Origin of the sequence: Enterococcus sp. MSG3290 (assembly GCF_050555565.1) — a bacterium.
GTDB lineage: Bacteria > Bacillota > Bacilli > Lactobacillales > Enterococcaceae > Enterococcus_B > Enterococcus_B faecium.
In genome coordinates this window covers 660,131-685,273 of the sequence record NZ_CP187862.1, presented here as the reverse complement: position 1 = coordinate 685,273, position 25,143 = coordinate 660,131, and the positions used below count along the sequence as shown (strand labels likewise).

The 25,143-nt window shown below is 36.8% G+C and carries 21 protein-coding genes, 1 pseudogene and 1 other annotated feature; of the genes and pseudogenes, 9 read left to right on the top strand and 13 right to left on the bottom strand.

What is annotated here, in order from left to right; all coding sequences use genetic code 11:
* Positions 1–70: 70 nt before the first annotated feature.
* The 3 genes and pseudogenes from IGL31_RS03150 to IGL31_RS03140 all read right to left on the bottom strand — a co-directional run.
* On the bottom strand, positions 71–904 hold the full coding sequence (locus IGL31_RS03150) for a carbohydrate ABC transporter permease (protein ID WP_086299833.1): 834 nt from the start codon (positions 902–904) through the stop codon (positions 71–73).
* Entirely contained in the window at positions 897–1,814 is a 918-nt protein-coding gene (locus IGL31_RS03145; protein ID WP_002287755.1) for a carbohydrate ABC transporter permease, read from the bottom strand. Before IGL31_RS03145 ends, IGL31_RS03150 begins: the two co-directional genes overlap by 8 nt.
* Before the next feature lie 229 nt (positions 1,815–2,043).
* Positions 2,044–3,165 (bottom strand): annotated as a pseudogene (locus IGL31_RS03140) (ABC transporter substrate-binding protein); the annotation flags it as partial.
* 182 nt (positions 3,166–3,347) lie between these two features.
* On the opposite strand from IGL31_RS03140, the gene IGL31_RS03135 reads away from it, so the two are divergent.
* Together IGL31_RS03135 and IGL31_RS03130 are read left to right on the top strand one after the other, a co-directional pair.
* Positions 3,348–4,256, top strand: coding sequence for a helix-turn-helix transcriptional regulator (locus tag IGL31_RS03135; protein ID WP_010727476.1), 909 nt, complete (start codon positions 3,348–3,350; stop codon positions 4,254–4,256).
* Positions 4,257–4,396: 140 nt separating this feature from the next.
* Positions 4,397–6,010 (top strand): FAD-dependent oxidoreductase, encoded by a 1,614-nt coding sequence (locus tag IGL31_RS03130; protein WP_086299834.1) that lies wholly within the window; start codon positions 4,397–4,399, stop codon positions 6,008–6,010.
* A 650-nt stretch (positions 6,011–6,660) separates the two neighbouring features.
* On the opposite strand, the gene IGL31_RS03125 is transcribed toward IGL31_RS03130, so the two are convergent.
* From IGL31_RS03125 to IGL31_RS03100, 6 genes are all read right to left on the bottom strand, one after another.
* Complete coding sequence (locus IGL31_RS03125; RefSeq protein WP_002287014.1) at positions 6,661–7,791, bottom strand: 5-methyltetrahydropteroyltriglutamate--homocysteine S-methyltransferase; 1,131 nt, start codon at positions 7,789–7,791, stop codon at positions 6,661–6,663.
* A gap of 60 nt (positions 7,792–7,851) precedes the next feature.
* Positions 7,852–8,079 (bottom strand) — a binding site (T-box leader).
* Between the two features lie 202 nt (positions 8,080–8,281).
* A complete protein-coding gene (locus IGL31_RS03120) occupies positions 8,282–9,355 on the bottom strand; it encodes an ABC transporter substrate-binding protein (RefSeq protein WP_002293464.1) in 1,074 nt (357 codons plus the stop codon).
* Entirely contained in the window at positions 9,352–10,179 is an 828-nt protein-coding gene (locus IGL31_RS03115) for an ABC transporter permease (RefSeq protein WP_002287036.1), read from the bottom strand. The genes IGL31_RS03120 and IGL31_RS03115 overlap by 4 nt, the downstream gene beginning before the upstream one ends.
* Positions 10,180–10,986: an ABC transporter permease gene (locus IGL31_RS03110; RefSeq protein ID WP_002287038.1), complete on the bottom strand. Its 807-nt coding sequence runs from the start codon at positions 10,984–10,986 to the stop codon at positions 10,180–10,182.
* Positions 10,987–10,997: 11 nt separating this feature from the next.
* Positions 10,998–12,083 (bottom strand): ABC transporter ATP-binding protein, encoded by a 1,086-nt coding sequence (locus tag IGL31_RS03105; RefSeq protein WP_002287039.1) that lies wholly within the window; start codon positions 12,081–12,083, stop codon positions 10,998–11,000.
* A 16-nt stretch (positions 12,084–12,099) separates the two neighbouring features.
* Positions 12,100–12,642, bottom strand: coding sequence for a helix-turn-helix domain-containing protein (locus IGL31_RS03100; protein ID WP_002287040.1), 543 nt, complete (start codon positions 12,640–12,642; stop codon positions 12,100–12,102).
* Positions 12,643–12,899: 257 nt separating this feature from the next.
* Between IGL31_RS03100 and IGL31_RS03095 the strand changes: the two genes are divergently transcribed.
* From IGL31_RS03095 to IGL31_RS03070, 6 genes are all read left to right on the top strand, one after another.
* The gene (locus IGL31_RS03095; RefSeq protein WP_086299835.1) at positions 12,900–13,889 is read left to right on the top strand and encodes an oxidoreductase; all 990 of its coding nucleotides are present in this window, start codon (positions 12,900–12,902) and stop codon (positions 13,887–13,889) included.
* Positions 13,886–14,623, top strand: coding sequence for a phosphopantothenate--cysteine ligase (locus tag IGL31_RS03090; protein ID WP_002293460.1), 738 nt, complete (start codon positions 13,886–13,888; stop codon positions 14,621–14,623). The genes IGL31_RS03095 and IGL31_RS03090 overlap by 4 nt, the downstream gene beginning before the upstream one ends.
* Entirely contained in the window at positions 14,620–15,171 is a 552-nt protein-coding gene (gene coaC / locus IGL31_RS03085; protein WP_086299836.1) for a phosphopantothenoylcysteine decarboxylase, read from the top strand. Before IGL31_RS03090 ends, coaC begins: the two co-directional genes overlap by 4 nt.
* A 15-nt stretch (positions 15,172–15,186) precedes the next feature.
* Entirely contained in the window at positions 15,187–15,819 is a 633-nt protein-coding gene (locus IGL31_RS03080; RefSeq protein ID WP_002287046.1) for an ECF transporter S component, read from the top strand.
* 84 nt (positions 15,820–15,903) lie between these two features.
* Positions 15,904–16,551 (top strand): NAD(P)-binding oxidoreductase, encoded by a 648-nt coding sequence (locus IGL31_RS03075; protein ID WP_002296930.1) that lies wholly within the window; start codon positions 15,904–15,906, stop codon positions 16,549–16,551.
* Between the two features lie 4 nt (positions 16,552–16,555).
* Positions 16,556–17,539, top strand: coding sequence for an NAD(P)H-quinone oxidoreductase (locus tag IGL31_RS03070; RefSeq protein ID WP_086299837.1), 984 nt, complete (start codon positions 16,556–16,558; stop codon positions 17,537–17,539).
* A gap of 459 nt (positions 17,540–17,998) precedes the next feature.
* On the opposite strand, the gene IGL31_RS03065 is transcribed toward IGL31_RS03070, so the two are convergent.
* Positions 17,999–19,513, bottom strand: coding sequence for a flavocytochrome c (locus IGL31_RS03065; protein WP_002287050.1), 1,515 nt, complete (start codon positions 19,511–19,513; stop codon positions 17,999–18,001).
* Positions 19,514–19,650: 137 nt separating this feature from the next.
* Between IGL31_RS03065 and IGL31_RS03060 the strand changes: the two genes are divergently transcribed.
* On the top strand, positions 19,651–20,457 hold the full coding sequence (locus tag IGL31_RS03060) for a hypothetical protein (RefSeq protein WP_002323382.1): 807 nt from the start codon (positions 19,651–19,653) through the stop codon (positions 20,455–20,457).
* Positions 20,458–20,631: 174 nt separating this feature from the next.
* On the opposite strand, the gene IGL31_RS03055 is transcribed toward IGL31_RS03060, so the two are convergent.
* The 3 genes from IGL31_RS03055 to IGL31_RS03045 form a co-directional block, all read right to left on the bottom strand.
* A complete protein-coding gene (locus tag IGL31_RS03055) occupies positions 20,632–21,201 on the bottom strand; it encodes a GNAT family N-acetyltransferase (RefSeq protein WP_002287055.1) in 570 nt (189 codons plus the stop codon).
* 82 nt (positions 21,202–21,283) lie between these two features.
* On the bottom strand, positions 21,284–23,347 hold the full coding sequence (locus IGL31_RS03050; RefSeq protein ID WP_086299838.1) for a bacterial Ig-like domain-containing protein: 2,064 nt from the start codon (positions 23,345–23,347) through the stop codon (positions 21,284–21,286).
* Between the two features lie 266 nt (positions 23,348–23,613).
* On the bottom strand, positions 23,614–25,092 hold the full coding sequence (locus IGL31_RS03045) for a helix-turn-helix domain-containing protein (protein ID WP_002317943.1): 1,479 nt from the start codon (positions 25,090–25,092) through the stop codon (positions 23,614–23,616).
* Positions 25,093–25,143: the final 51 nt, after the last annotated feature.

Sequence of the window (25,143 nt, the reverse complement as noted above, 5' to 3'; positions counted from 1 at the left end):
ATTCTTTTAATTTTTATGAATGTGGAGTTGCTCCTAGAACGAACTAGATGGTTAACATTCGTTATTTTTTTTACTTATTTGCAGCTCCAATGTCATTCTCCTTAAATTTAGACTGCGCCCACACATAAATCAAGACCATTGGGATCACTGAAGTTGCTAAAATTAGCATAATTGCGCCATAATTAATTGGCTCACCTGTACTAGAAACCGTCATATTTTTGATAATTAAGGGAACCGTATATTTATCTTTATCTGAAAGCATGACTAATGGAAATAGATATTGATTCCAACTTCCCATAAAGATAAGTAAACCACTAGTAATAATCGTAGGTGATAAAATCGGTACAGCGATTTTCGTAAAAATCACCCACTCATTGGCACCATCGATTCTGGCAGCCTCCATCAGTGCTGTAGGAAATTGACTGCTATATTGTCGCATCATAAACACTGAAGTTGTACTGGCAATCGAAGGGATGATCACACCTGCATAAGTATTCGATAATCCTAAACGACTCATAATGTAAAATAAAGGAATCAATGTGGTAAAAAAAGGCACCATCCTAGATAGCATAACTGTATTGAACAACAGTTTATTCCCCTTAAAACGATACTTTGCTAATGCATAACCCGCCATTGTAGAACTGGCTGTAGCTAAAACTGTACTGATTACCGCAATAACAATCGAATTCCAAATAATCAAGGGATAATTATATCTCGCCATGATGGCTTGCCAGTTTTTTAATAGCATATCCCCAAACTTGAAATTGATTCCGCCACTTAAAATTTCTTGATTACTTTGCGTTGAAGCTACAATCATATATAAATATGGCATCAAAAATATTAAGGCACCAAACACAATAATGACGTACGTAAAAATTCTGCTTTGTATCTTTTGTTTAGTCATTTTTATCACCTCCGAATTTAAATTGAATAGCCGATAATATAACAGATACAAACACCATCGTCCAGGCAATAGCAGAGGCTTTTCCAAAATCAACCATTTCAAAACTTGTTTTATATAAATTGACTCCTACGACCAAAGCTGAATTTTCTGGTCCATTGGAAGTCCCAAAGAATATATTTGGGATATTGAAATTACCCAAGCCATTGATAGTGGCTAAAACTGTGGCCATTAAAATGATTGGCTTTAGCATGGGGATCGTTAATAAAAAGAATTGCCGAAATTTCGATGCTCCATCTATTTCAGCACTTTCGTATATCTCTTTAGAAATCCCTTGAAGACCAGCTAAAAATAAAATAGTGTTATATCCTACACTAAGCCAAATCATCGTGATGATCATTGATATTCGTATCCAAAAAGGATTTGTTAACCACTGTACACCGTTAATTCCTAGCGCATTCAAAAATCCATTGAATAACCCAGTCGGATTGAAAAAAGTCATGAATACGGAAGCTACAGCCACCGTTGATGTAATGGTTGGAATATAATAGACAGTTCTAAAAAATCCTTTTCCTTTTAACTGTGCTGAATTCAATAAAACAGCAAAGTAAATAGCTAATAGCATCGTTATTGGAATTGATCCTGCCATGATAATCAAAACATTCGTGTAAGATTTAATAAACAATGGATCTCGGAAAATAGCTAGATAATTGTCAAATCCAACAAATTCAAATGAATAGCCAATTTTCATAAAACTAAAAGCAAACGAGATAATGATGGGAATCAAAATCGTCACAATAAAGAAAATAACAAAAGGTGTGACCAATCCATAAGCACTTTTTTTATGAGACGTATCTGTTGCTTTTTTCTTGCTGTTCTTTATTGTCTTGCTTGGTAACGAAGATTGCATCATCGTTAAGTCCTCCTAATATTTTTTAATCACCAATTAATTTTACGCCGTACTTATGAGCAAAATTTTCTGCTTCTTTTAGATATGAATTTTCAAAATCACCTGTTTGCCAATAGTTATATGCAGCGGTAGTCAAATAAGACGTAGCATCTGAATAAGTGGCTGGTAAAACAGTATTTGATGTATTTTCATTGATTTTATTCAATAGTTCATAGTATTTTTGTCCTCCGTAGTAGTCAAACTTTTTCTCAGCTGCTTCTGTTTGATAGGCCAATGAGTTAGATGTAGCCACGCCCAGCTCCAGTGCGTTGGCTAAGCATTCTTCATCTGTCAGCATAAATGTAAGAAATTGTTGTGCCACTTGTGGATTTTTGGCATCTTTAGGGACATAAAAACTTGATCCTCCTGATACTGCACCTTTTCCTGGATTTTCTTTTGAAAAAGGAATCAGTGGAGCCATGCGCCATTTGTCAGATGCATCAGGAAAATTCAAAGACATATTCGTAGCATACCAGCCGCCAGCAACAAACATTGCAGATTCTTGAAATGCTTTCTCAGCATCTTGTGCACCGTAGAAATGTACAATATCTGAGTCGATCATTTCTTTGATTAACTTTGCAGCATGTTTCGCTTCTTTAGTATTCAGACGGATATTTCCTTCTTCATCAAGCAAAGATTGATTCTGCTGGGCTAGCATGTTGATAAACAATTCTTGGTCCCCAGATTCTGGCAAGGCAATTCCAAAACTACCAGTTTTTTCTTTTAATGCTTTTGCCACCTGGATATATTCTTCCCAAGAACTGATTTCTTCAAAATCTACACCTATTTCAGCAAATTTTTTTGGTTGATAATAACAAAGTGCTGGGGTAAAATCACTAGCCCAAGGAATAATCGTTTCATTACTCGTTTGTTGACGCAAAATATTCAATTTTTGATCATAAAACTGATCGCCATATTTGTCATAAAATCCATATTCATCAGCACTATAAAAAGCATCTTGAAATTTTTCCAGCACACCTGCTGCTGAAGTGTCTGCCATGGAGATAATATCCGGCATATCTTCGTGTGTTACCAATTTTGGGGTGATCATTTGTACTGTTGCTGTTCCCGAAGCTACATTCACAATTTTTAAGTCAATATTTGCTCCAGTTTTGCGGTTATAGATTTTTGCAGCATTTTCAACATAGTTTGTCAGTTTGCCGTTTGCGACATATACTTCTAATGTAGTGGCTTTTTTTATCATTGGATCTGCGATGTTTGCTGTTACTTCTTCGTTAGTTTTTCCACATGCACTTAAGCTGAATAATAGGGTAATGTTTAGCAAAGCTATCACCAATTTGTATCTTTTTTTCATGTCTATCCCTTCTTTCTTTTCAAGTTCTTATATAAAACGCTTTCACTTATGTATATTAACGGAATTAGTAACACAAATATTTATATAAAAAAATATTTTACTTGTCGTTTTGGCTTTTCATTTTTGTTATAATAGTCATTAATTATAAATAGAAAGCTTTTTATATAAAAAGAGAAAGGAAAGTGGTTCTTTTGTTAACAAACAACCAATCCTCCAATCTTGTCAAAAAAACACTAACCTATTCCATAGATACCCATCTTCATTTATCTGCTGCTCCCTATTTTCGACTACTAATAAATGAAAGCGCTAATTTATATGCTGAATTTGCACATAAATCTATAGAACTAGATAATCCTTCCCTTTTATTCATTGATAAACAGCAAGAAGTCCAAATCTTTTCTACTCAAAAGGAAACACAAACTTTTATCATTATCCAGTTTTATTTTGATGAGCAATTATTAGCACATATTACGGGACAATCTTTTTCTATAGATCAAGAAATAACATCTATCATTACTTTTCTGAAAAATGAACAGTTCAAAATTGATTATCTAAAACATAGTAAGCCAGCTATTTCCTATGATCAGGAAATCAATTCTTTTTTCATACTATGCCAACAGATGAGCATTCATTTGCTTTCCTTATTAGTTACTTATTGTCTGCAAAAAATTCAATTGTCTTCCTTACCAAGGCATTATCAACAGGAACTTGCTTTATTGACAATACCTTCAAATGAGAAAGTCATTCCTAAAAAAAAGCATATTCTTTATTCAGATGAATTAGTTGATCCAATCATACGATATTTAGAAGAACATCTTTCAGAAAATTTTTCGCTTGAACAATTAGCCCAAATTTTTTTTATCAGTCCAGCCAGCTTAAAAAAACATTTTAGAAAAGTGACTGGAAAAAGTGTTATTAGCTATTTTAAAGAACTAAAAATGGAAAAAGCAAAACGTCTCGTGCTAGAAAATGAATTAACCTATACAGAAATTGCAGATATATTAGGATTTCATTCGATCCATCATTTTTCTTCAGCTTTTAAAAAATATACAGGGTTATCCCCTTCAAAGTATTATCTATCCTTAAAATAGAAAAAAATTTTTAGGTTTTATCCACAAATTATTTCTCTATATTTTCTGTCTATTCAAAATAAACAATAATTTTCCGGCACAATTATTTGCTGTTTTTTACCATAACATAGTACGATCAACGTAGAAAAGGAGATGTTTTTATGAAAGTTGTTGTCATTGGCGGTGTAGCTGGCGGTCCTTCATTTGCCACTCGTTTCCGTCGATTGAATGAAGCGCACGAAATCATTATCTATGAACGCGGAGAAAATATTTCTTATGCAAGTTGTGCTTTGCCTTATTATTTAGGAGGTGTGATCACTGACCGTGACTCGCTGATCGAACGTACACCAGAAATATTGAAAACAAAAAACAACATCGATGTCTTTACTAAACACGAAGTAACAGCAATCGATCCTTCTACTAAGCGATTAACAGTTAAAGACCTATCCACAAATGAAGAAACAAAAACAGATTACGATAAGTTGATCATCTCTTCTGGTGCTAGACCAGATTATCCGGATATTCCCGGAGTTTTTGAAGCAGAAAACGGCTTTGTCCTCCGTAGTGTGACGGATGCGGATCAAATCAAATCGTTCCTTGAAGAAAAAAATCCACAACATGTCGTCATTCTTGGTGCAGGTGTTATGGGTCTGGAATTAGCTGAGAATTTCAAGCATCGCGGCTTAGACGTGACTTTAATCGATCAATTGCCACAAGTCGCTTTCCCTTATGATCCAGAAATTGCTGATTTAGTTTATGACAAATTGCTGAAAGAAGGATTAGCCGTTCATTTAGAAACAAGAATTACTGAGATCCGTGATAAAGGTCGAGAAATAGTATTATCAGATGGCTCCGTCCTTTCTGCTGATATGCTAATCTTTGCTGTTGGTGTTTCTCCGAATAATGAAGTGGTGAAAGCAACCGGCATACAATTATCAGATACAGGCCAGATCATTGTTGATGACCAGTTACAAACCAATCTGCCGGACATCTATGCGATTGGCGATATTATCGAAACGACTAGTGTAGTGACTGGTCAGCCGATCCAAAGTATGCTTTCCAGTGCGGCCAATCGTCAAGGACATATGTTGGCAGATATTTTAAATGGTACGCCTATGCGCTATCGCGGATATATTGGTGCAGGTGTCGCAAAAATCTTTGATCATACAGCAAGTTATGCGGGAATGACAGAACATGCATTAAAAGCATCAGGCATAACAAATTATAAAACTGTTTTTATCACTCCTTTTGACCATGCCTATTTCTATCCAGAAGCTACAAGATTAAATCTAAAGCTGATTTTTGATGCAGATAGCGGTCGTATTTTAGGTGGACAAGCATTTGGAGAAAAAGGTGTCGATAAACGGATGGGAGAACTTTCTGTAGCGATCACCGGAAACTTGACAGTCTTTGATTTACCTGATTTGGAGTTGCCTTACTCTCCACCGTATTCTACTACCCGTGACCCGTTGAATATAGCTGGTTATGTCGCAATCAATCAAATGACGAATATCGTAGAAACGATCAAAGCAAGTGATATACCCGAAAACGATTTGAAAGAAGCGTTCTTTTTAGATATACGTGAACCTAATAAAGCACCTTCTGGCAGTATCTCGGCAACAAAAAATATTCCAATGAATGAGTTACGAGATCGAATCAATGAAATCCCAAAAGATAAAAAAGTTTACATTACTTTCAGAAGAGGATTGAATACTTATACTTCTGCCCGAATCTTGGCAGGTTTGGGTATCAAAGCGATTTTGATTGAAGAATAAAAAAACGACCGCGGTGGGTAGCCGCGGTCTAGGAGTTATTTTTACTTGAGGAGTAAAAATGAAAAAGTATATAGGGTTGTTGGTTGGTATGTATATAGAATAGAAGATAAATGTGAAGAAATTGTGCATTATTTCTTCACATTTATTAGGTTATAGTTTAAGAAAGTTTAAACATTGCGCAATTTAATTATTTTAGCTGTTTCTTTTCATAAAAAAACATGTTGTGACTCTGAGACAAATCATAGTCCATACTGATGTCTCTAGAGTAACTACGCCTAATATTACGAGGCATAATATTAATTCATCAGCACTAGTACCTAAACTAGCATCCCTTTCGAATATTTTTTCTTATATAATAAAGTTTGCTTTCACTCCTCTAATCTCACCAAATCGACTGGCTTGCGTTGTGTGATACTAGGAACTGATTTGTTTAGAACGACTTTTCTATTGTAATCATATTTTTCGCCATCCTCGTTGTCTTCTAATCCTTCAATGAATGATCCCTAATGTGTGTATTAAGTAATTTAATTTTTTTGTTCCTATTTATTTAACAAATAAATAATATAAAAGGTAAATAAAAAAGAGTGGATTTCTCCACTCCATGAAAAGCCGACTTTTTGGGACGCTTTTTTTTGCCAAGCCTCACATTTTCATAGCCAAACTTCTTTTGCGACTTGCTGCAATAATTGGATTTTCTTCCATTGTTCTTCTTCTGTTAAATGGTTTCCTTCTTCTGTTGAAGCAAACCCACATTGAGGACTGATACTTAGATTTTCCAATGGTACAAATTGTTGTGCTTCTTTTATTCGTTCTTTTATTTTCTCCGTATCTTCCAAATCTGGAAACTTAGAAGTAACTAATCCTAAAACAACTTTACTTTCTTTGTTACTCCAATGTCTTAAAGGAGTAAAATCTCCTGCTCGGTCAGAATCATATTCCAAAAAGAAACCATCATAATTTGTTGAAAACAACTCTTCTGCAATGGGTTCATATCCACCGGAAAACAGCCAAGAAGAAGCGTGATTCCCGCGGCAGATATGTGTTGTGATCGTCAAATCTTCTGGTTTGTCTTCCAGTGCGTTATTGATAATCTCTGTACAAATATGGGCCATTTCTTTCGGATCAATTCCTTTTTGAAGAAGTGCTTCTCTTTTAGTTTGATCAGCTAGAAACGCCCAATTTGTATCATCGAATTGCAGGTAACGGCAACCTTTTTCATAAAAAGCATGAATCGCTGCTTTGTAAGTAGAGGACAAGTCCTCATAAAAATCAGATAGATCAGGATAAATCTCCTTGATTTTTGAAGAACCATCATTAGATAGGATCTCTTGTCGTAAAATCATCGTGGGACTAGGGATCGTTGCTTTTGCAACAAAAGTATCATCTGTTTCCACTACTTCTTTCAGAAAAGCAAAATCTTTTAAAAATGGGTGATTTGGATTGAAAGATAATTTATCTACTACCCGAATATTATAAGCTGGAGCTGCTTTTCCGTGGAATGTTTGATTATATCCAGTTTCTGGAACATAGCCTTCGATACCATTTAGTTCTTCTAAAAAATCAAGATGCCAAAATCCACGCCGAAATTCACCATCTGTAATTCCTTTGATGCCGACTGCTTTTTGGTCTTCCACTAATTTTTTTATTTCCTGGTCTTCGATTGCACGAAGTTCTTCTTTTGAAAGTAAGCCTTCTTGAACTTTTTTTCTTGCTTCTTTGATCGATTGCGGGCGTAAGAAACTTCCGACATGATCTACTGTAAATGGTCTATTTTTGCTCATTTCACTCACTCTTTTCTTTGTTTTTTTGTAAAAAAAAATCCTTTTACTAGCAAATACTAGTAAAAGGACGATTATACTCGTGGTACCACCTTTTTTCAGAAAAAACATTCTTTCTCTCAGCCTGACAATAAAATCAGTGGTCTTGGTAACGAAAGACTGTTCGTTTTTGCCTACCTTTCGACAAAAAATCCTCTAAGGCCATTTTCGACAGTCAACTTCTAGCTTTTTACACCAACCAAAGCCTCTCTTGAACCATTTTCTGTCTACTTTCCTTCTCATCGGATACTATTAGAATAAAATTAGAATAGCATGTTTGAAAGAAAAGTCAATAGGGAATAAGAACAAACAAAAACTAATTTGTTATCTTTAGATCACTTCCTTAAAATAATTATACCCGTTTCAACTACATAAAAAGGACCTAGTTTTGAAAATTTTCCCATCAAAACTAAGTCCTTTTTATTATAGTTATGCAAATTTGCTTATTTTCTCGCTATTTCCGATACATCTTGAATTCTAAGAATAGGTCATTATAGATGCCTAGGTATTTCGATCCTAGATCTTCGTAGACTTCAAGATGGGAGATCGTGTCATCAGATGGATAGAATTGTTCGTCCGACGAAATGTCTTTTGGCAATAACGCTTTTGCTTTTTCATTTGGTGTAGAATAACCAATATACTCTGCATTTTGTGCCGCATTTTCCGGTTCTAGCATAAAGTTGATGAAATCATAGGCACCTTCTTTATTTTTCACGGTTTTTGGCATAACGATATTATCAAACCAAAGATTGGATCCTTCTGGTGGGATCACATAATGTAAATGTTCATTTTCCCACATCATATCGGCAGCTTCGCCAGAAAATGTCACTGCCACGGAGGCTTCTTCATTGATCATATACATTTTGATCTCATCTGCCACGATTGCTTTGACATTTGGTGTTAAATGATTCAATTTATTTGCTGCTTCTGTCAGCTGTGCCATATTCTTACTATTCAAAGAATAGCCTAAACTATTCAAAGAAAGCCCCATAACTTCTCGTGCACCGTCAATCAGCATCAAACTGTCTTTTAATTCCGGCTTCCACAAATCATCCCAATGCTTAATTTGATCTGCATCAAAGAATTTATCGTTATATACGATCCCTAAAGTTCCCCAAAAATATGGAATCGAATACTGATTATCTGGATCAAAATCCAAGTCTAAAAATCGTGGATCAATATTATTTAATCCTTTGATCTTCGAATGATCTAATGGAAGTACTAGTTTTTCTTTGATCATTTTTTGGATCATATATTCACTTGGTATAGCGATGTCGTAGTTTGTCCCACCTTGCTGGATTTTTGTGAACATCGCTTCATTAGAATCAAATGTTTCATAATTCACTTTGTATCCATATTCTTTTTCAAATTTCGTGATCAAACTAGGATCGATATAATCTCCCCAGTTATAGATGGTAAGTACCTTTGCTCCACTCATGCCACTTGTTTTTTCAAGTTGACGAACACCAAGCAGCAGCACCGCAATAATGATGAGAATACCTAAAAACAGAGATTGTAATTTTTTCATCGCAGCCGTGCCACCCCCTCGCGTACTCTTCTATTTTTCTTCAGCCGTTTTGGACGGTTTTCTTTACTAATGAAGTAGTATCCAATGACCAATATCATGGAGAACAAGAAAACTAACGCACTTAGCGCATTGATTTCTAAACTGATTCCTTGTCTTGCACGAGAATAAATCTCTACTGAGAGCGTCGTAAAGCCATTTCCTGTGACGAAAAACGTAACCGCAAAATCATCAAGAGAATAGGTAAATGCCATAAAATATCCAGCTATGATTCCTGGAGAAAGATAAGGTAAAATGATATTTTTGACTACTTGGAAATTATTAGCACCAAGATCTCTAGCCGCATCAACCATTGAATCGTTCATTTCCTGCAATTTTGGCAAGACCATCAAGACGACGATTGGAATGCTGAAAGCAATATGGGAAAGCAATACACTCTGAAAACCTAATCCGAATCCTAGTAGTGTAAAGAAAATCAAGAAACTAGCACCGATAATAACATCAGGAGAGACTAATAAGATGTTATTCATGCTCAACAACGCTGTCCGTGCACGTCGTTTCTTCGTGTAATAGATCCCCATAGCCCCAAATGTCCCGATGATCGTGGCGATCAATGCAGATAAGAAAGCCAGCATGAACGTATTCAATACGATAATGATCAAACGTGTATCTTCAAAAACAGCTTCATAATTTTCCCAAGTAAATCCTGTAAAGCTGTTCATCGTTCCTCCTTCATTGAAGGAATAAAAAATCAGATAGAAGATCGGTGCATATAAGAATAAAAAAACAATCCCTAAATAAAGATACGACCATTTAAATTTTTTCATTTATGAGCGACCTCCTTTTTTCTTCTCGCCTGTCAGGAGCATCACGATGAACATAGCAATGATTAAAATCACACCGATTGTAGAACCCATTCCCCAGTTTTGTGTAACCAAGAAATGCTGTTCGATAGCCGTTCCTAAAGTGATCACCCGATTTCCGCCAATCAGACGAGTCAGCATGAATAAAGAAAGAGAAGGAATAAATACTGCTTGGACACCACTTTTCACACCATTTAATGATAACGGAAAAATCACTCGTCGGAAGGTCTCAAAGCTATTCGCGCCTAAATCTCTACTAGCACTGATCAAAGAAGGATTCATCTCTTCCAATGCATTGAAAATTGGCATAATCATAAATGGAATCTCGATATACGTTGCCACGAACAGAAAACTGAAGTCTGTGAATAATATCTGTTTCGGCCCGATCCCGATAAAATCAAAGAAATGATTCACGCTGCCGTGCACACTGAAAATCCCAATAAATGCGTAAGCTTTAAGCAGCAGATTCACCCATGTAGGCAAAATAATCAGCATCAGCCATAATTGCTTGTGCTTCAGTTTTGTTAAAAAATAAGCAGTCGGGTAACTGATGATCAGCGTGAAAAACGTGATCAAAAATGCATACCATACAGAATTGATCGTCATAGAAAGCGATGTCCCCGACGTAAAATAAGATAGATAATTATTCAGCGTGAATTGCCCATTCATATCAAAAAAAGATTGATAAATGATCATTAATACAGGCGCGATCACGAATAAACCGAGCCACAAAATATAAGGGACGGAATAGATCCTGCGCATTGTTTTCATTCTTGTCCCCCCTATTCTTCGTAGCTGTCAAGACGTGCATCGAATTCTTCTTCAGACTCGTTGAAACGCATGACATGGATATCTTCTGGCTCAAAGGCCAATCCTACTTTGCTTCCTTCTTTAGCTTTTTTCGTTGAATGGACCATCCATTCATTTTGCTGTTCATCATAACAGATGATTTCATAATGGACACCACGAAACAGCTGAGTATCGACCGTTACGACTAGTTTTCCTTTATCTGGTGTCGTGATCGTCAAATCCTCTGGGCGTAAAACAACTTCAACTGGTTCATTTAGACGCATCCCGCCATCGACACATTCAAATTGCTTACCAACAAACTCAACTAGATTATCTTCGATCATTACACCGTCCACGATATTGCTCTCCCCAACAAAATCAGCAACGAAATGATTGATTGGCTCATCATAAATATCTACGGGTGTACCACTTTGGACGATTTTCCCTTTATTCATGACAAAAATCTCATCACTCATTGCCAACGCTTCTTCTTGGTCATGAGTAACAAAAATAAACGTGATTCCTAATCGTTGTTGCAGATCCCGCAGTTCATACTGCATATCTGTACGTAGTTTCAAATCAAGCGCCGATAACGGTTCATCTAGTAGCAATACTTTCGGTTCATTTACAATTGCTCGTGCAATCGCTACACGCTGTCTTTGACCACCAGACATTTCACTGATCTCCCGTTTTTCGTATCCAGGAAGCTGGACCATACGCAAAGCATCTTTTACCTTCTTTTCGATATCTGATTTGGACATTTTCTTGATCTTCAATCCAAAAGCAACGTTATCAAAAACATTCATATGAGGAAAAAGTGCATAATCTTGGAAGACTGTATTTACTTGTCGCTTATTAGCTGGCAAATCATTCAACCGTTTCCCTTCAAAATAGATGTCCCCTTCTGTAGCTTCGGTGAATCCAGCTATAATACGTAGGATCGTTGTTTTGCCACAGCCGGAAGGACCAAGCAGTGTATAAAATTTTCCTTGTTCGATCTCAAAACTTACTTTTTTTAATACTGTTTCATCATCATAGCGTTTCACTACTTGATCAAATGAAATGATTGGTTTCCCCACGTTTTTACCCCCTATATTACAAATATGATTGCGTTGCAACAATCAATACTTTTGTTCGTTTTTTGAGATGATTCCTTAATTGATGTTGTTTTGTCGCTTGATAATAGATCGACTGTCCTGCTTTTGCCACATAGACCGTCTCTCCTAAGCTTAACTCTAATTCCCCTTCTAATACAAAAATAAACGTTTCAGATAATGAAGGTTCAAACGTCTTATATTCTCCTGCACCTTCAAAAGTCAGCAAGACAGGCTCCATTTCTTTTTCATTCGAATCAGCCACGAGCCATTCCAATTCATACCCGTTTTCTTCATCGAAATAAACCGTATGATCTTCTTTTGAATAAACCACTTGCAGATTCGCTGCTTCTTGATGAAAAAATTCTTCTGGAGTCACACCTAAGACTTCAAGAATAGAAAAGAATGTTTCCATTGATGGTGAACTTAAATCTCGTTCCAACTGGGAAATATACCCTTTTGACAAATCTGTGCGTTCGCCTAGTTCTTCTTGTGTCAAATTCTTTTGGATGCGCAAATTTCTTAACTTCTCACCAATTTCCATAATTTCCTCCGAATCGAAGTTTTCTAATAGTAAACTTCCTGTTTACTACCACTCGTATTAGTATACGAAATTTATTGAAAAAGGCAACCCTTTGTAAAATTTTTTTTGCTGAATATTTCTTTATCTTTTGGAATAAATTCTAGTTGTTTGATTCTTTATTTTTCACCTAATTTTTGTCTAAATTTACGGAAGAACAAGAATAAAAGAGTAGGCTTTATGGTATGATAAAAGAAAATTTTAAAAGGAGTGTCTCACGAATGAACGCTTTTCGATCTTTTCAGGTAATAAAGGAACCTGTTTTCCATACAGCAATCAGTGATCTGCCATTTACTGAATTGGCTGAAAATGAAGTCTTGGTAAAAATTGCCTATTCTGATGTCAATTATAAAGATGCATTGGCAATGAGCGAATCTGGTCAGGTGATACGAACCTATCCGATGACTCCAGGGATTGATTTATCCGGAATTGTCGTCCAAAGTAACAATCCACGTTTTTCAAAAGAAGATCTTGTACTTGCTACTGGTTTTGGGCTTGGTGTCACCTATCCAGGCGGTTACAGCCAATACCAAAAAGTACCAGGAGACTGGTTAGTCCCTCTACCGAAAAATATGACACTGCGTCAAGCGATGATTTTTGGTACAGCAGGGTTTACTGCTATGTTGTGTGTGAACGCTTTAATCCGTCAAGGTATGACCTCCGATAAAAAAGTTGTCGTTACTGGTGCTTCTGGCGGTGTAGGCAGTACAGCGATAGCCCTGTTACATAAACTAGGATTCCAGTCAATCATTGCCTTTTCCAGAAAAGAAGAGTCTGTCACATGGCTAAAAAGTCTAGGTGCTTCTCAAGTCTTACGACCTGATGAATTTCTGCCAGAGACAACAAAAGCTTTAGGAAAACAGCAAATCGACTATGTCATCGACACAGTAGGTGGCGAGCAGCTAAGCAGTCTTCTTCCATTGATCTCTTATAACGGTGCAGTAGCTTTATGTGGCAATGCTGGGGGAATCAAACTAAACGCGACTGTCTTGCCTTTTATTCTGCGAAACATCCAGTTGATTGGAATTGATTCTGTCAATGTACCAATAGATCAACGTCTTTCTTTATGGCCACAGATGGCGGATTTGCAGATTGCAGATGAACTGGTCGTCCAAGAGATTACTCTGGATCAATTGCCTGAAACAGCATCTAAACTACTTGCTGGAACACACCAAGGAAGAACACTAGTAAATGTAGGTGACCATAAATGAAGATTCTAATCACAGCTGGAGGAACGACTGAAAAAATCGATCAAGTACGTGCTATTACAAATCATTCGACAGGACGATTAGGGCAAGCATTAGCTGATTATTTAGCTGCCAATCCGGATACCACAATCGATTACGTGACTACGAAACAAGCACTGAAACCGAAAAGACACTCCAATATAACGATTTATACGATCGAATCTGCACTGGACTTATTTTTACAATTAGAAGCACTAACGAAAAAAGAACACTACGATGCGATTATCCACAGTATGGCAGTCAGTGATTTTACTCCTGCTTTTAGTTTTTCAGAAGAACAGCTGGCAAAAAACCTACCCACTTCTTCAACGCAAGAAGAACTGGACAATTGGTTTGCGGAAAATGAACAGACAGATACCACTGTTTCAAAGATCTCTTCTGACACCGAGCATCTTGTGCTCGTTTTGAAGAAAACACCAAAAATCATTTCTTATCTACGTGAATGGCAGCCAAAAGCAAAAATCATTGGTTTCAAACTATTAGTAGATGTACCAAAGGAATCTCTTCTGGCAGTCGCAAAAAATAGTCTGATAAATAACAAAACTGATTTTATTTTCGCAAATGATTTGACGGAAATCCATGGCGAGACACACCACGGCTATCTCTTATCTAAAGATGGAACAGTGGAAGAAGCTCAAAGTAAATCTGAGATTGCTGCATTGATTACTGAGAAAATTAGACTGGAGGAATCAAAATGAAAAAGATCTTACTAGGCGTTACTGGAAGTATTTCTGCTTACAAAAGCGCTGATCTTACAAGTCAATTCGTCAAATTAGGTACCCAGGTAGATGTGATTATGTCTAAAAGCAGCACACATTTTATCACGCCATTAACCTTGCAATCTCTGTCGAAGCGCGCAGTCCATACAGACGTCATGCAAGAATCAAATCCGCAGGTAATCAATCATATCGAACTAGCAAAACAAGCTGACTTGTTTCTCATCGCGCCTGCTACAGCAAACATTATCGGCAAGCTAGCAAATGGCATTGCAGACGATCTTCTTTCAACAGTCGCAATGGCGCTTCCAGTGGGAACACCAAAATTGATTGCCCCTGCCATGAACACGAATATGTATCAAAACCCGATCACTCAGCGTAATCTGGAAACATTGAGATCTGTCGGCTATCAGGAAATTGAACCAAGAGAATCTCTTTTAGCTTGTGGAGATTTTGGAAAAGGTGCCTTAGCTGATATTCAGACGATCATCGAACAGGTCATGCTGACTCTTAATGAAAGAAATGCTTAGAAAAAAGGAGTACTTATGAAAAATACAAAAAACTTTACATTAACTGCGATGTTTTTAGCTATTTTGATTTTATTAGCTGTTACGCCTTTAGGTTTTATCCCTATCGGTCCAATCAATGCAACAACCATGCATATTCCTGTAATCATTGCTTCGATCGTTTTAGGACCAAGACTAGGTGCTTTTCTTGGCGGTACATTTGGACTGATCAGCATGATCCGTAGCACAGTTATCCAAACACCTTTGTCTTTTGTCTTTTCTCCGTTTATCCCAGTCATCGGAACAGAACATGGAAGCTGGAAAGCCTTGCTGATCGCGTTTATTCCTCGCATCTTGATTGGGGTGGTTCCTTATTTCGTTTATAAAGGTCTGCGCAAACTAATGAAACAAAAAGCAGATTCCGTTTCTTTATTCTTAGCTGGACTTTCCGGTTCATTGACCAATACGATTTTAGTGATGAATATGATCTACTTTTTATTCCAGCAAGATTATGCCAAAGTCATCGGAACAAATTTAAATGCTGTTTATTCAGCTATTCTAGCGGTTATTTTTACAAGTGGTATACCTGAAGGAATCGTCGCAGGTCTTGCGACTGCAGCAGTATGCAATGTCTTGTTAAGATACTTCAAGCACCCTTCTCTTACTAACTGATAGTCATCGTAGCCGATCTCTGATTTTTTTCTCTTTTGGTGTTACTATTGAATGGAAAGATTTGACGTCGAAAGGATGATCCAAATGAAAATTTTTGTTGTAGGTGCAAACGGACAAATTGGCCGACACCTGATAAAAGATTTAGCTCCAAGTTCCCATGAAATTTTTGCAGGGGTGAGAGATGTTGCTTCCCAAACATTAGTAAAAAAAGAGAATGTTTCGTATGTCTCTTTTGATTTAACTTGGTCCGTGGAAAAAATGACCGAAGCATTCAAAGGCATCGATGTATTGATTTTTGCTGCCGGCTCTCAAGGAAAGAATCTTCTGCAAGTAGACTTGGATGGCGCAATCAAAACAGTGATCGCAGCTGAAAATGCGCATGTCTCTCGCTATCTGATGGTCAGTGCTGTTTATGCAGATGAACCAGCAAAATGGCCTGAGTCCATGACAGATTATTATATTACTAAACATTATGCAGATGAATGGCTGAAACGAACTAACTTAGATTTTGTCATTCTTCAACCAGTCACATTGACTAACGATGAAGAAGTTACTTCCATTCAATTAACTAAGCCTAATGAGAAGGCATCAAAAACGATCACTCGCTCTACAGTTGCTGCTGTACTTGCCGCTCTAGTGGAAGAAACGGATATTTCTCGTACGACTCTAGTACTTTCTGAAGGTAGCAAAGAGTTGAATACAGCATTCCAAGAATGGGCAAAGGAGGAATAGATCCATGCGTGCCATTTCAATCAAGCATCCTGGTTCTGTAGATGTATTAGAACAAATTGAAGTGCCTGTTCCTAAACCAAAACAAGGCGAATTACTGATCAAAGTCCATACAGCAGCTGTCAATCGAACAGATATTATGAAAAGAGAATCAGTCTCTTTGAAACCTCCCTACCCTATTTTGGGAGTCGAAGTAGCTGGAGAGGTAGTTGAGAATAAAAGTGATATCTCCACTTTTACTCCTGGGACAAAAGTATACGGATTAGTCAATCTAGGTGGTTATGCCGAATATGCTGTGATGCCTGCCGATCGTGCAATCCTTCTCCCTGATACGCTAGACTATGTTTCTGCTGCTGGAATCTCAGAAGTTTTTTTGACTGCTTATCAAACACTTTACTGGCTTGGAAAATTACAAGAAGGCGAAACTGTCTTGATCCATGCAGGAGCAAGTGGTGTGGGAACAGCAGCGATCCAATTAGCTAGACAGCTTTCTCACGCGAAAATCATCGTTACTGCAGGATCAGAAGAAAAACTCGCCTTTTGTAAAGAACTTGGTGCAGATGAATTGATCAACTATAAAAAACAAGACTTTCAAGAAGAGGTACGAAAAATCACTGAAGGTCGGGGAGTCGATGTTATTTTGGATTTCATCGGCGCTTCTTACTGGGAAAAGAATTTAGCTTCTGTAGCCGTTGATGGACGTTGGGTCTTGATTGGTATGCTAGGTGGGACCATCGTGCCTGAGATAGACCTTGGTGTATTGATTGGGAAACGTGTCCAACTGCTTGGTACATTATTGACACCTAGAAGTGATCAGTATAAAGCAGAGCTCGCACAAACTTTTATGCAAAAAGCTGGGCCTTTTCTAGAAAATGGCAAGATTCGGCCAATCATTGACCGTACATTCCAATTCAGCGCAGTCAAACAAGCGCATGAATATATGGAAGCAAACAAAAACATCGGAAAAATCATTTTGAAGATAACTGAATAAAATCATGCTGATCAAAAAAGAGGCTGGGACAGAAGCGTTTAACTCCAAGAAATAAGAAGAAATTCACGAAAATTGCTTTTCAAATTTTTGTGAATTCCAGCTAATTTCCAAAGGAGTTGCTTCTGCTTCCGCCGTTTATACGTGTTTAGAGCGTGGGACAAAAGTAAAGAACACTTTTGTCTCACGCTCTTTTTCCGAACAAATGGTGTTCAAAAGCTTGCATCTGCGGTAATAAGTCCAACCAAGTTAAAAACATAAGAAGCTGTTTTTACTTGGCTGTTCTTATTACTTGATGCAGGGCAGCTTTTTCACAACCTCTTCACTAAACAGTGTTCAATCAGCTGACCCTCGGTATTAGCTCAAAAAACGGCAAAATATGAGGAACTATTTTGCCGTTTGTTTCTCTAATACTCAGGTCAAAACGCTGATTTCACAACCTCTTTTTATTTACGTTCTATTTCATTCATTTTCCGAAGCAAATCGAGCTGCTTGTATGCCCGCTTGTCGCCCAAAAATAATGATCTCCGCAACTGAATTTCCACCGATCCGGTTGTTTCCGTGTAAGCCACCTGTGACTTCACCAGCAGCATATAACCCCCTAATTGGCTGGTTTTCTTTATCTAATACTTCAGTGTTCGTATTGATTTTCACACCGCCCATCGTGTAATGGATTCCTGGTGCGATTTTGATCGCATAATAATTCGGAGACGATAAGTCATGTTCCATGGCTGTGGCACGGTTGAATTGAGCATCTTTTTTCTCCGCAACATCCGTATTCCATCCATCAACTGTTTTTGCTAGTGTTTCTTTTGGTAAATCGATTTTTTCTGCTAATTCTTCCATTGTCTTTCCAGTTGTGACATATCCTTTTTGGTCATAAAATTCAATAGCTGTGGCACGATCACGCACGCCTTGGTCAAAAATCAAATAAGCTGATTTTTCAGGCAATGCTGTAATTGCTGCAGATACTTTATCCCTTGTATCCATTTCATTGACAAATCTTTTCCCCTCTTGATCGACCAAGATTGCTCCTTCTCCGCGAACAACCTCACCAATCAAGACCCCCTCATCCTGCTGCACAGTTGGATGAATTTGTATTTTATCCATATCAACGGTTTGTCCACCTAATTTTTCAATCATGGTGATACCATCTCCAGTTGATCCTTCTTGATTTGTCGTAATATAATCAGCTAAATCGGGACGATATTTTTCAATAAATTCTTTGCTGGCACCAAAACCGCCTGTGGTAACTACGATTGCTTTTCCGGTGACCTCTTTTGGTTCTTCTCCTTGAACATGTACAGTCACTTCATTGACCGTTTCCCCATTTTTCTTAATGTCTGTCACATCTGCGTTGACAAAAATAGGGATTTCCCGCTCATGGACGTTATTCAATAACCCCTCCACTAAGTATCCACCAATAGCCGAGCCATCAGACGGACGATGTGTCCTCTTTTCACTCATCCCTCCAGTGATCGTTAAGTTGTCCAGTTTGATACCGTTTTGATCTAGCCAATCGACCGCATCAGCAGAGTGATCGACAAAGTATCGAAGCATTTCTTTATCATTCGTTCCTCCACCACCTTTTAGCGTTTCTTCATAGAAGGCATCATTCGAGTCTTTGATTCCTTCTTCTTTTTGAAATTTTGTTTCTGAAGCATTCATACCGCTTGATGATTTAGATGTGTTTCCTCCGGCAACAGGCATCTTTTCCAAAATTACTGGATTCAACCCAGCATCTTTTGCTTCGATAGCTGCTGCCATCCCTGCACCACCAGCTCCAATAATCACGACATCATAAGATTCTTTCATTTCTTTTGGATCTGTATATACTTGTTCAGAAGCGCCTGATGATACTTCGGCAGATTCCTTCGTACTAGAACTTGTCTGCGCTGTATTTTTCTGATCTGCGCCGCATGCGCTCATAGCAAGAAGTGCAACGGCTGTTAATAAACCAGCAACTAATTTTTTCATTTGTATCCCCCTTTTCTCCTTATACTATATTAAGTGATTTTTTTCACAATATCAACTCTGTTTTTCTTTAAGTCATATAGCTTTGGTAAACACACGCTTCTTAGTATAATTAAGGATATACATGAAGGAGTTATTTTATGAATCATTTGAAAACCTTTTTTACGAACAGTACAAAAACTGCTGGCAGAATCACAAATGGAATCTATATTTTATTACGTATCATCGTTGTTATTATGTTGGCTGATCAGATTTGGAACCAACATTGGGGAAATACGATGCTTTTATTATTGACACTAATTTTATTTGAAATCCCTTATTTTCTGGAAAAGATATTAAAGATACAGATTCCAAATATGCTAGAAATCATTTTGTTATCTTTTATTTTTAGTTCAACAGTTTTAGGTGAGTTAAGTGATTTTTATGGCTATTTTTCAATGTGGGATACTTTTCTACATGCATTCAGCGGATTTTTAGCTGGGGGTGTCGGCTTTTCCCTTGTTTATTTGCTCAATAAAAATACAAAAACCATGAACTTGACTCCTTTATTACTAGCAGTTGTTTCCTTCTGTTTTTCGATGACAGTTGGTGTTATGTGGGAGTTTGTGGAATTTTCAGCAGATAAATTACTGCAATTCGATATGCAAAAAGATACGATCATCCAGCAAATCAATAGTGTGGAGTTAAGTAAAGACGGAAACACTGTCTATCATGTTCCAGATATCACTCGGACAATCATTGAAAGTCAAAATGCAGATGGTAAAACAGATAAAACAATCATCCAAAATGGTTACTTAGACGTGGGAATCATGGATACTATGAAGGATTTATTTGTTAATTTTATTGGAGCAGTTGTTTTCAGTGTATTTGGTTACCTCTATAGTCGAAACGATTACCAAAAATTTACGTTCATCAAGAATTTTATTCCTAAAAAAATCAAACGATAAAACATGCTAAAAAACAAGAGAAGGGGCAGTGACAATACTTTTGTCACTGCCCCTTCTTTTTTGAATGTATGGCATGCCATTAGTTATCCGATAGTATTAACTCAAAAAAGTAAGATATGAGGAATGACTATTTCGTTTTTTATCCCAATACTGAGGACTTATTTCACCATTTCGTTATTTATCTAATTTACTTAAAACCTGCATAACTTTTTCATAATCTGGATTAGGTGTGCCGTCTAGATTTTCAGCAATAAAAGTAAAACCCATTTTTTTATAAAGAGCAATCGCCTGATGGCTCCATGTCTGTGTGTGAAGATAGATTGGTCCGTCCGTATGGAGGGTAGGAAATTCTTGCAAGACTCTGGCAGTCAATGCTTTTGCGAGCCCTTTTCCTTGGTAATCTGGTTTCACTGCTAACCAATGAAAAACCGGATACACTTGCTCTCTTGATTTTTTTCGCCAAGCGGTACAGGTTGCTACTTTTTCTCCTTTTTTTGTCTCTACAAAAAACATCCTTCTTTCAAGTTCTTCAGGATAAGGAGCAAAGTTTTGTTGAAAATACTCAAGTGCTTCATCTGTCGTTTGAAATTCCCCAACGGAAGTCTCAATCTCCGCCCAAGCAGATTCATCTTCTTTTTGATAAAATCGAAATTCAAAACCTTCCGCTAAAGGCGTGATTGGAACATTTTGTTGAAGTGGTCTTGTCATCCAGATTTCTGCGTAAGGTAACGTTTTATCTAACATTTTTCTATCCCTCCTCGTCTCCATTATGCCAAATAACATATGACTCAGCTACTTATTTGACTATAACAGATAGAGATATAAATCAGAACCAGTCATCTGCGTCAAATTCATTTCGATTAGCGTATACCCATGTTCCTGCCATACCTCGCATGAAATCTCCTAAAGCAGAAGAAGAAGGAATACCTCCACCAGGTGCGGGTGTTCCCGGACTAGGAAGTGGTACTTGCGGCTGCAGATGCTCATCGGTGGAATCAATAGTTGACAAGCGTTTTTTCTTCGTTTCCTTCTGGTCATCTGATTCCTTCTGATCTTCCGACTGTTTAGCAACAAATTCTTTTTCTGATTGTTGTTTTATTTTAGGCTCTAAAATTTCATTTTCCAATCCAGAAACTTGTGGGGCCAAATGCGCTTCTTGCCTTATCGTTTTATTAGATTCTGAGATTTTTCTAGATATTCTTGCTAACTCTAGGCTTCTTGTTTGTTTTACTTTCCCTGTTGGAGAAACTGCATGAGCCATTTGTTGTTTTTTTTCTGACAAGCTTTCTTCTTGTCTTTTTTGTTCTTTTTGATCTATCTGTTTGTTTAATGGTAAAACATGTAATAGTGACTGAGCATGGAGTTCTTGGAGTGAATACGGGTCATGATAACTATACATAATCGTAAAATCACCTGTTTGTTTGGTCAAATAACCATCCTCCAATGGTACTTCATTGATTGTAACCGATACATCCTTTAACGGTACGGGTTTATCTAAGGAATTTGTTGCTGATTGGATCAACTCTTCTTTGTTTATTTTTTCGTTTGGATGAACAATAAGATCATGGCCTTCTAATGAACGATTGTCTGGTATATAAACATAAGTAAAGGTAATTTCCCCTCCTGATTGCTTCCTGTTATTCATCAGTTCTGAGTGAAGTACTTCAAGGATCTCCGACCAGTGACTTTTTCTGTCTAATCCGTTTGCTTGCATCCAATCAGAAATAGAAGTGACTTTTCCGTCTTGTTCATAAGTCGATAAATCTATATTTGGCACTCGATCAGAAAATTCAGCAGGTAGGCGCAAATCAGGAATACGATTTACACTACCCATATGTGTTTCTGCTTGAAGTTCTTTATTTGTTTGACTATCTATAAAATGAGTGATGACAGTCGATGAAGCAGCAGATGCTTCTACATAAACTACAGCTGTTGTTTCTGCCACATTTGATGTTTTCGAGTCTATATAAGTTAATACAACGGGATATTCTCCCGGAGTTGTAGTATCTACTGTCCCGTTCATTTTGATTTCTTCTTTATTTCCTGAAGTTCCATCGCTTTTTGTTACATATTCAACAAGATCTTTAGGGGCGTAACTCTCTCCTGTTCTTAAGTGAAGATCTTTTCCTTTGATAGCTGTTTGATCAGCACGAACATGGATCACAGCAGATGCAGTCATTGTTTTTAAAGCAATTGGATCAAAATAGGACAAGGAAATAGTAGATGTTCCTGTATTAGTCGTATCCACGATATTCCCATTGTTTGAAATTACTTTGGACATATCTCCTTGTGTTCCATCTGCGTTCTTCAGCCTTTCTACCAGATCAGATATCGAAACTTTTGTCCCTGCCAGAACATCGATTTTCTTTCCTTCAAACTGTGAATAATCTTTTTCATATACATAAGAAACTTGTGCGCTTCCACCGTCCTTTAGATCTGTCAAAGCATGATTCAAAATATCAGTGATCTGTTTTAACTGATCACCTTTTGTAGGATCAGTCATATCGGAAAAGATAGAAAGCGGCACACTGCTTCCGGTTTCCGATGTCCATAATGTTTTGTTAGGAATTAACCAGTAGTGGTTTATCGTTGGAGGATAACTGACTTTATTATAGGAAGTCAATGCAGGAAGTAGCTGTTTTCCATTTGCATCAGTGAAAGTATGAGTAATAGTGATAGGGGAATCAGTGGTCTCAGAAACAGAGGTACGTACGACCTTGATGGTTTGTGTCGTTGCCTGAACGGGTACATGCATATAGACACCTACAGATAAACTGATCAGCATCGTGCGCATCATAAACTTAACGTAGTGTTTTTCAGAACACGACCGTTCCTTATCTAAACGACAAGCGTGTTTATTTAGTTGTTTTGAACGTCTTTTTGAACACATTTATTCTTAGTCCTCCCTACTCTTGTCTAAACATGAAGTAGTAATTTTCATAAGATGATTTCATTATATAAATAAAATCAAAAGAAGATGGACTATTAGGAGAGTATTTTTTTTGATTTTTTATTGTTTCAAGAAAATCGGAATAATAACTTATGTAATTTTTAATTTTGTTAAGTAATATATCTAGTTATATCTAGTTACCTTTTCTTTGAAAAAAACATAAATCAGCTAATAAATATGTGAGACAAAGCTGCCATCCATAAATACTAGCTGATTTTTTCAGTTAAATGTCTATTTTTTTCTCTGATGATGATATTTCCAAAATATTCCCAGTCATCTGGAGTCGGTGGATTTTTCCAAATTATCTGTTCTTTATTAAATTTTTCAAGTAAACAATCAGATAAATAAATATTCGTACGAGAAGTGATTCGACTCTCAATCACAATATTGTAATTTTTAAATCCTTTCACTTGAGAAATAATGTAATCGGTATAAGCAGATCCTTGCGAAAAATCAATACAGACATGAATCGGTGCTTCAAAATATGATACCGGACAAATACCGACCAATAAAAAGAGATAATCATAAAATAAGCGAATCATGAAACGTTCATCTTTTCCCAAGAAATAGCGTTTATTCTCTTGTATGACCTTTTGGATTGCTGTACTGAATATTGGATACGTCTCGAAGAAAAACTGTAGCTGCTTTTTAGACGTAAAGCTAGTCATCTCAAAGTCGAATATCCAATTTTTTCGATTGACATGCATCATACCCATACGAAGTTCTTTTCGTATATATAGTCTTTCTTCTTCAGAGATTTCAATCGAAAATGGTAATTGATCAATCAATTCCACTGACATTTTTTGACTAATCATGTGGATATCATGAAAATGAGCTTCCGCAAGTCCAAATGCGCCATCTAATTCAAATTCTTCTTCCGTGATCAAAAACAACATGATATAAGAAATCTCATCAATGATCTGCTCTTTAGGGATATGAAGAAAAGAAATATGTGATAAATCCTTGATGATCTTCATTCCTTCTGAGCTCTTAAAGTATTCATCTGAAAAGAAACGTTTTCCGATTGGTTGATTCCCATAGGCCCTCAACAAACTAATAGTGGTTAGCAAATTGAATTTGATTCGTTTTGTTGCAGACAGTTTTAAATTGAACAGATATTCAAAATATTGCACGATACTCTTTGCTTCATTCATGACGCTTTCTCTAAATGGCATAGAAAAACCATTAAAGACCCCGAAATATACCCCAAATAATACGTTCCGTATGTTTATTTCTTCCCCAACTAATATGTTTTTCTTTAACTTTATTTGATGCTGTTCAAGAAAAGAGACTAATTCTCTTCTTTTTACATAGGCTCTTGATATGCTTAAAAAATGATTCTCTGCAAATTTTTCGATCGTTACTTTTGAATCCACGATCTCCGTTAACAGTCGAGCAATTTTTGATCGTTGAAAGTAGATTCTTCTTAAATTTTTGATATCCGTCAAATTCAGACGTTCGACATGGATCTCTGCTTCTTCTGAAATTTGGATCTCTGGCTTTGTTTTGAATTCAGTAAATTCTTTATTTAATTCTATGATATAATTTCTTGTTTTAAATTTAGACAAACCTAATGTTTCATATAACTTAGGTAGCACTACATAATTCTTTTTCTCAAATTCTAAATATCTAGCTAGCAGCAGTTTTTCTCTATCTTCCTCTTCTATAAGGTAATCCAACTTCATATCCTACACCTCAAAAAATGCCTCATACCAATTACTTGATATGCAGATGAA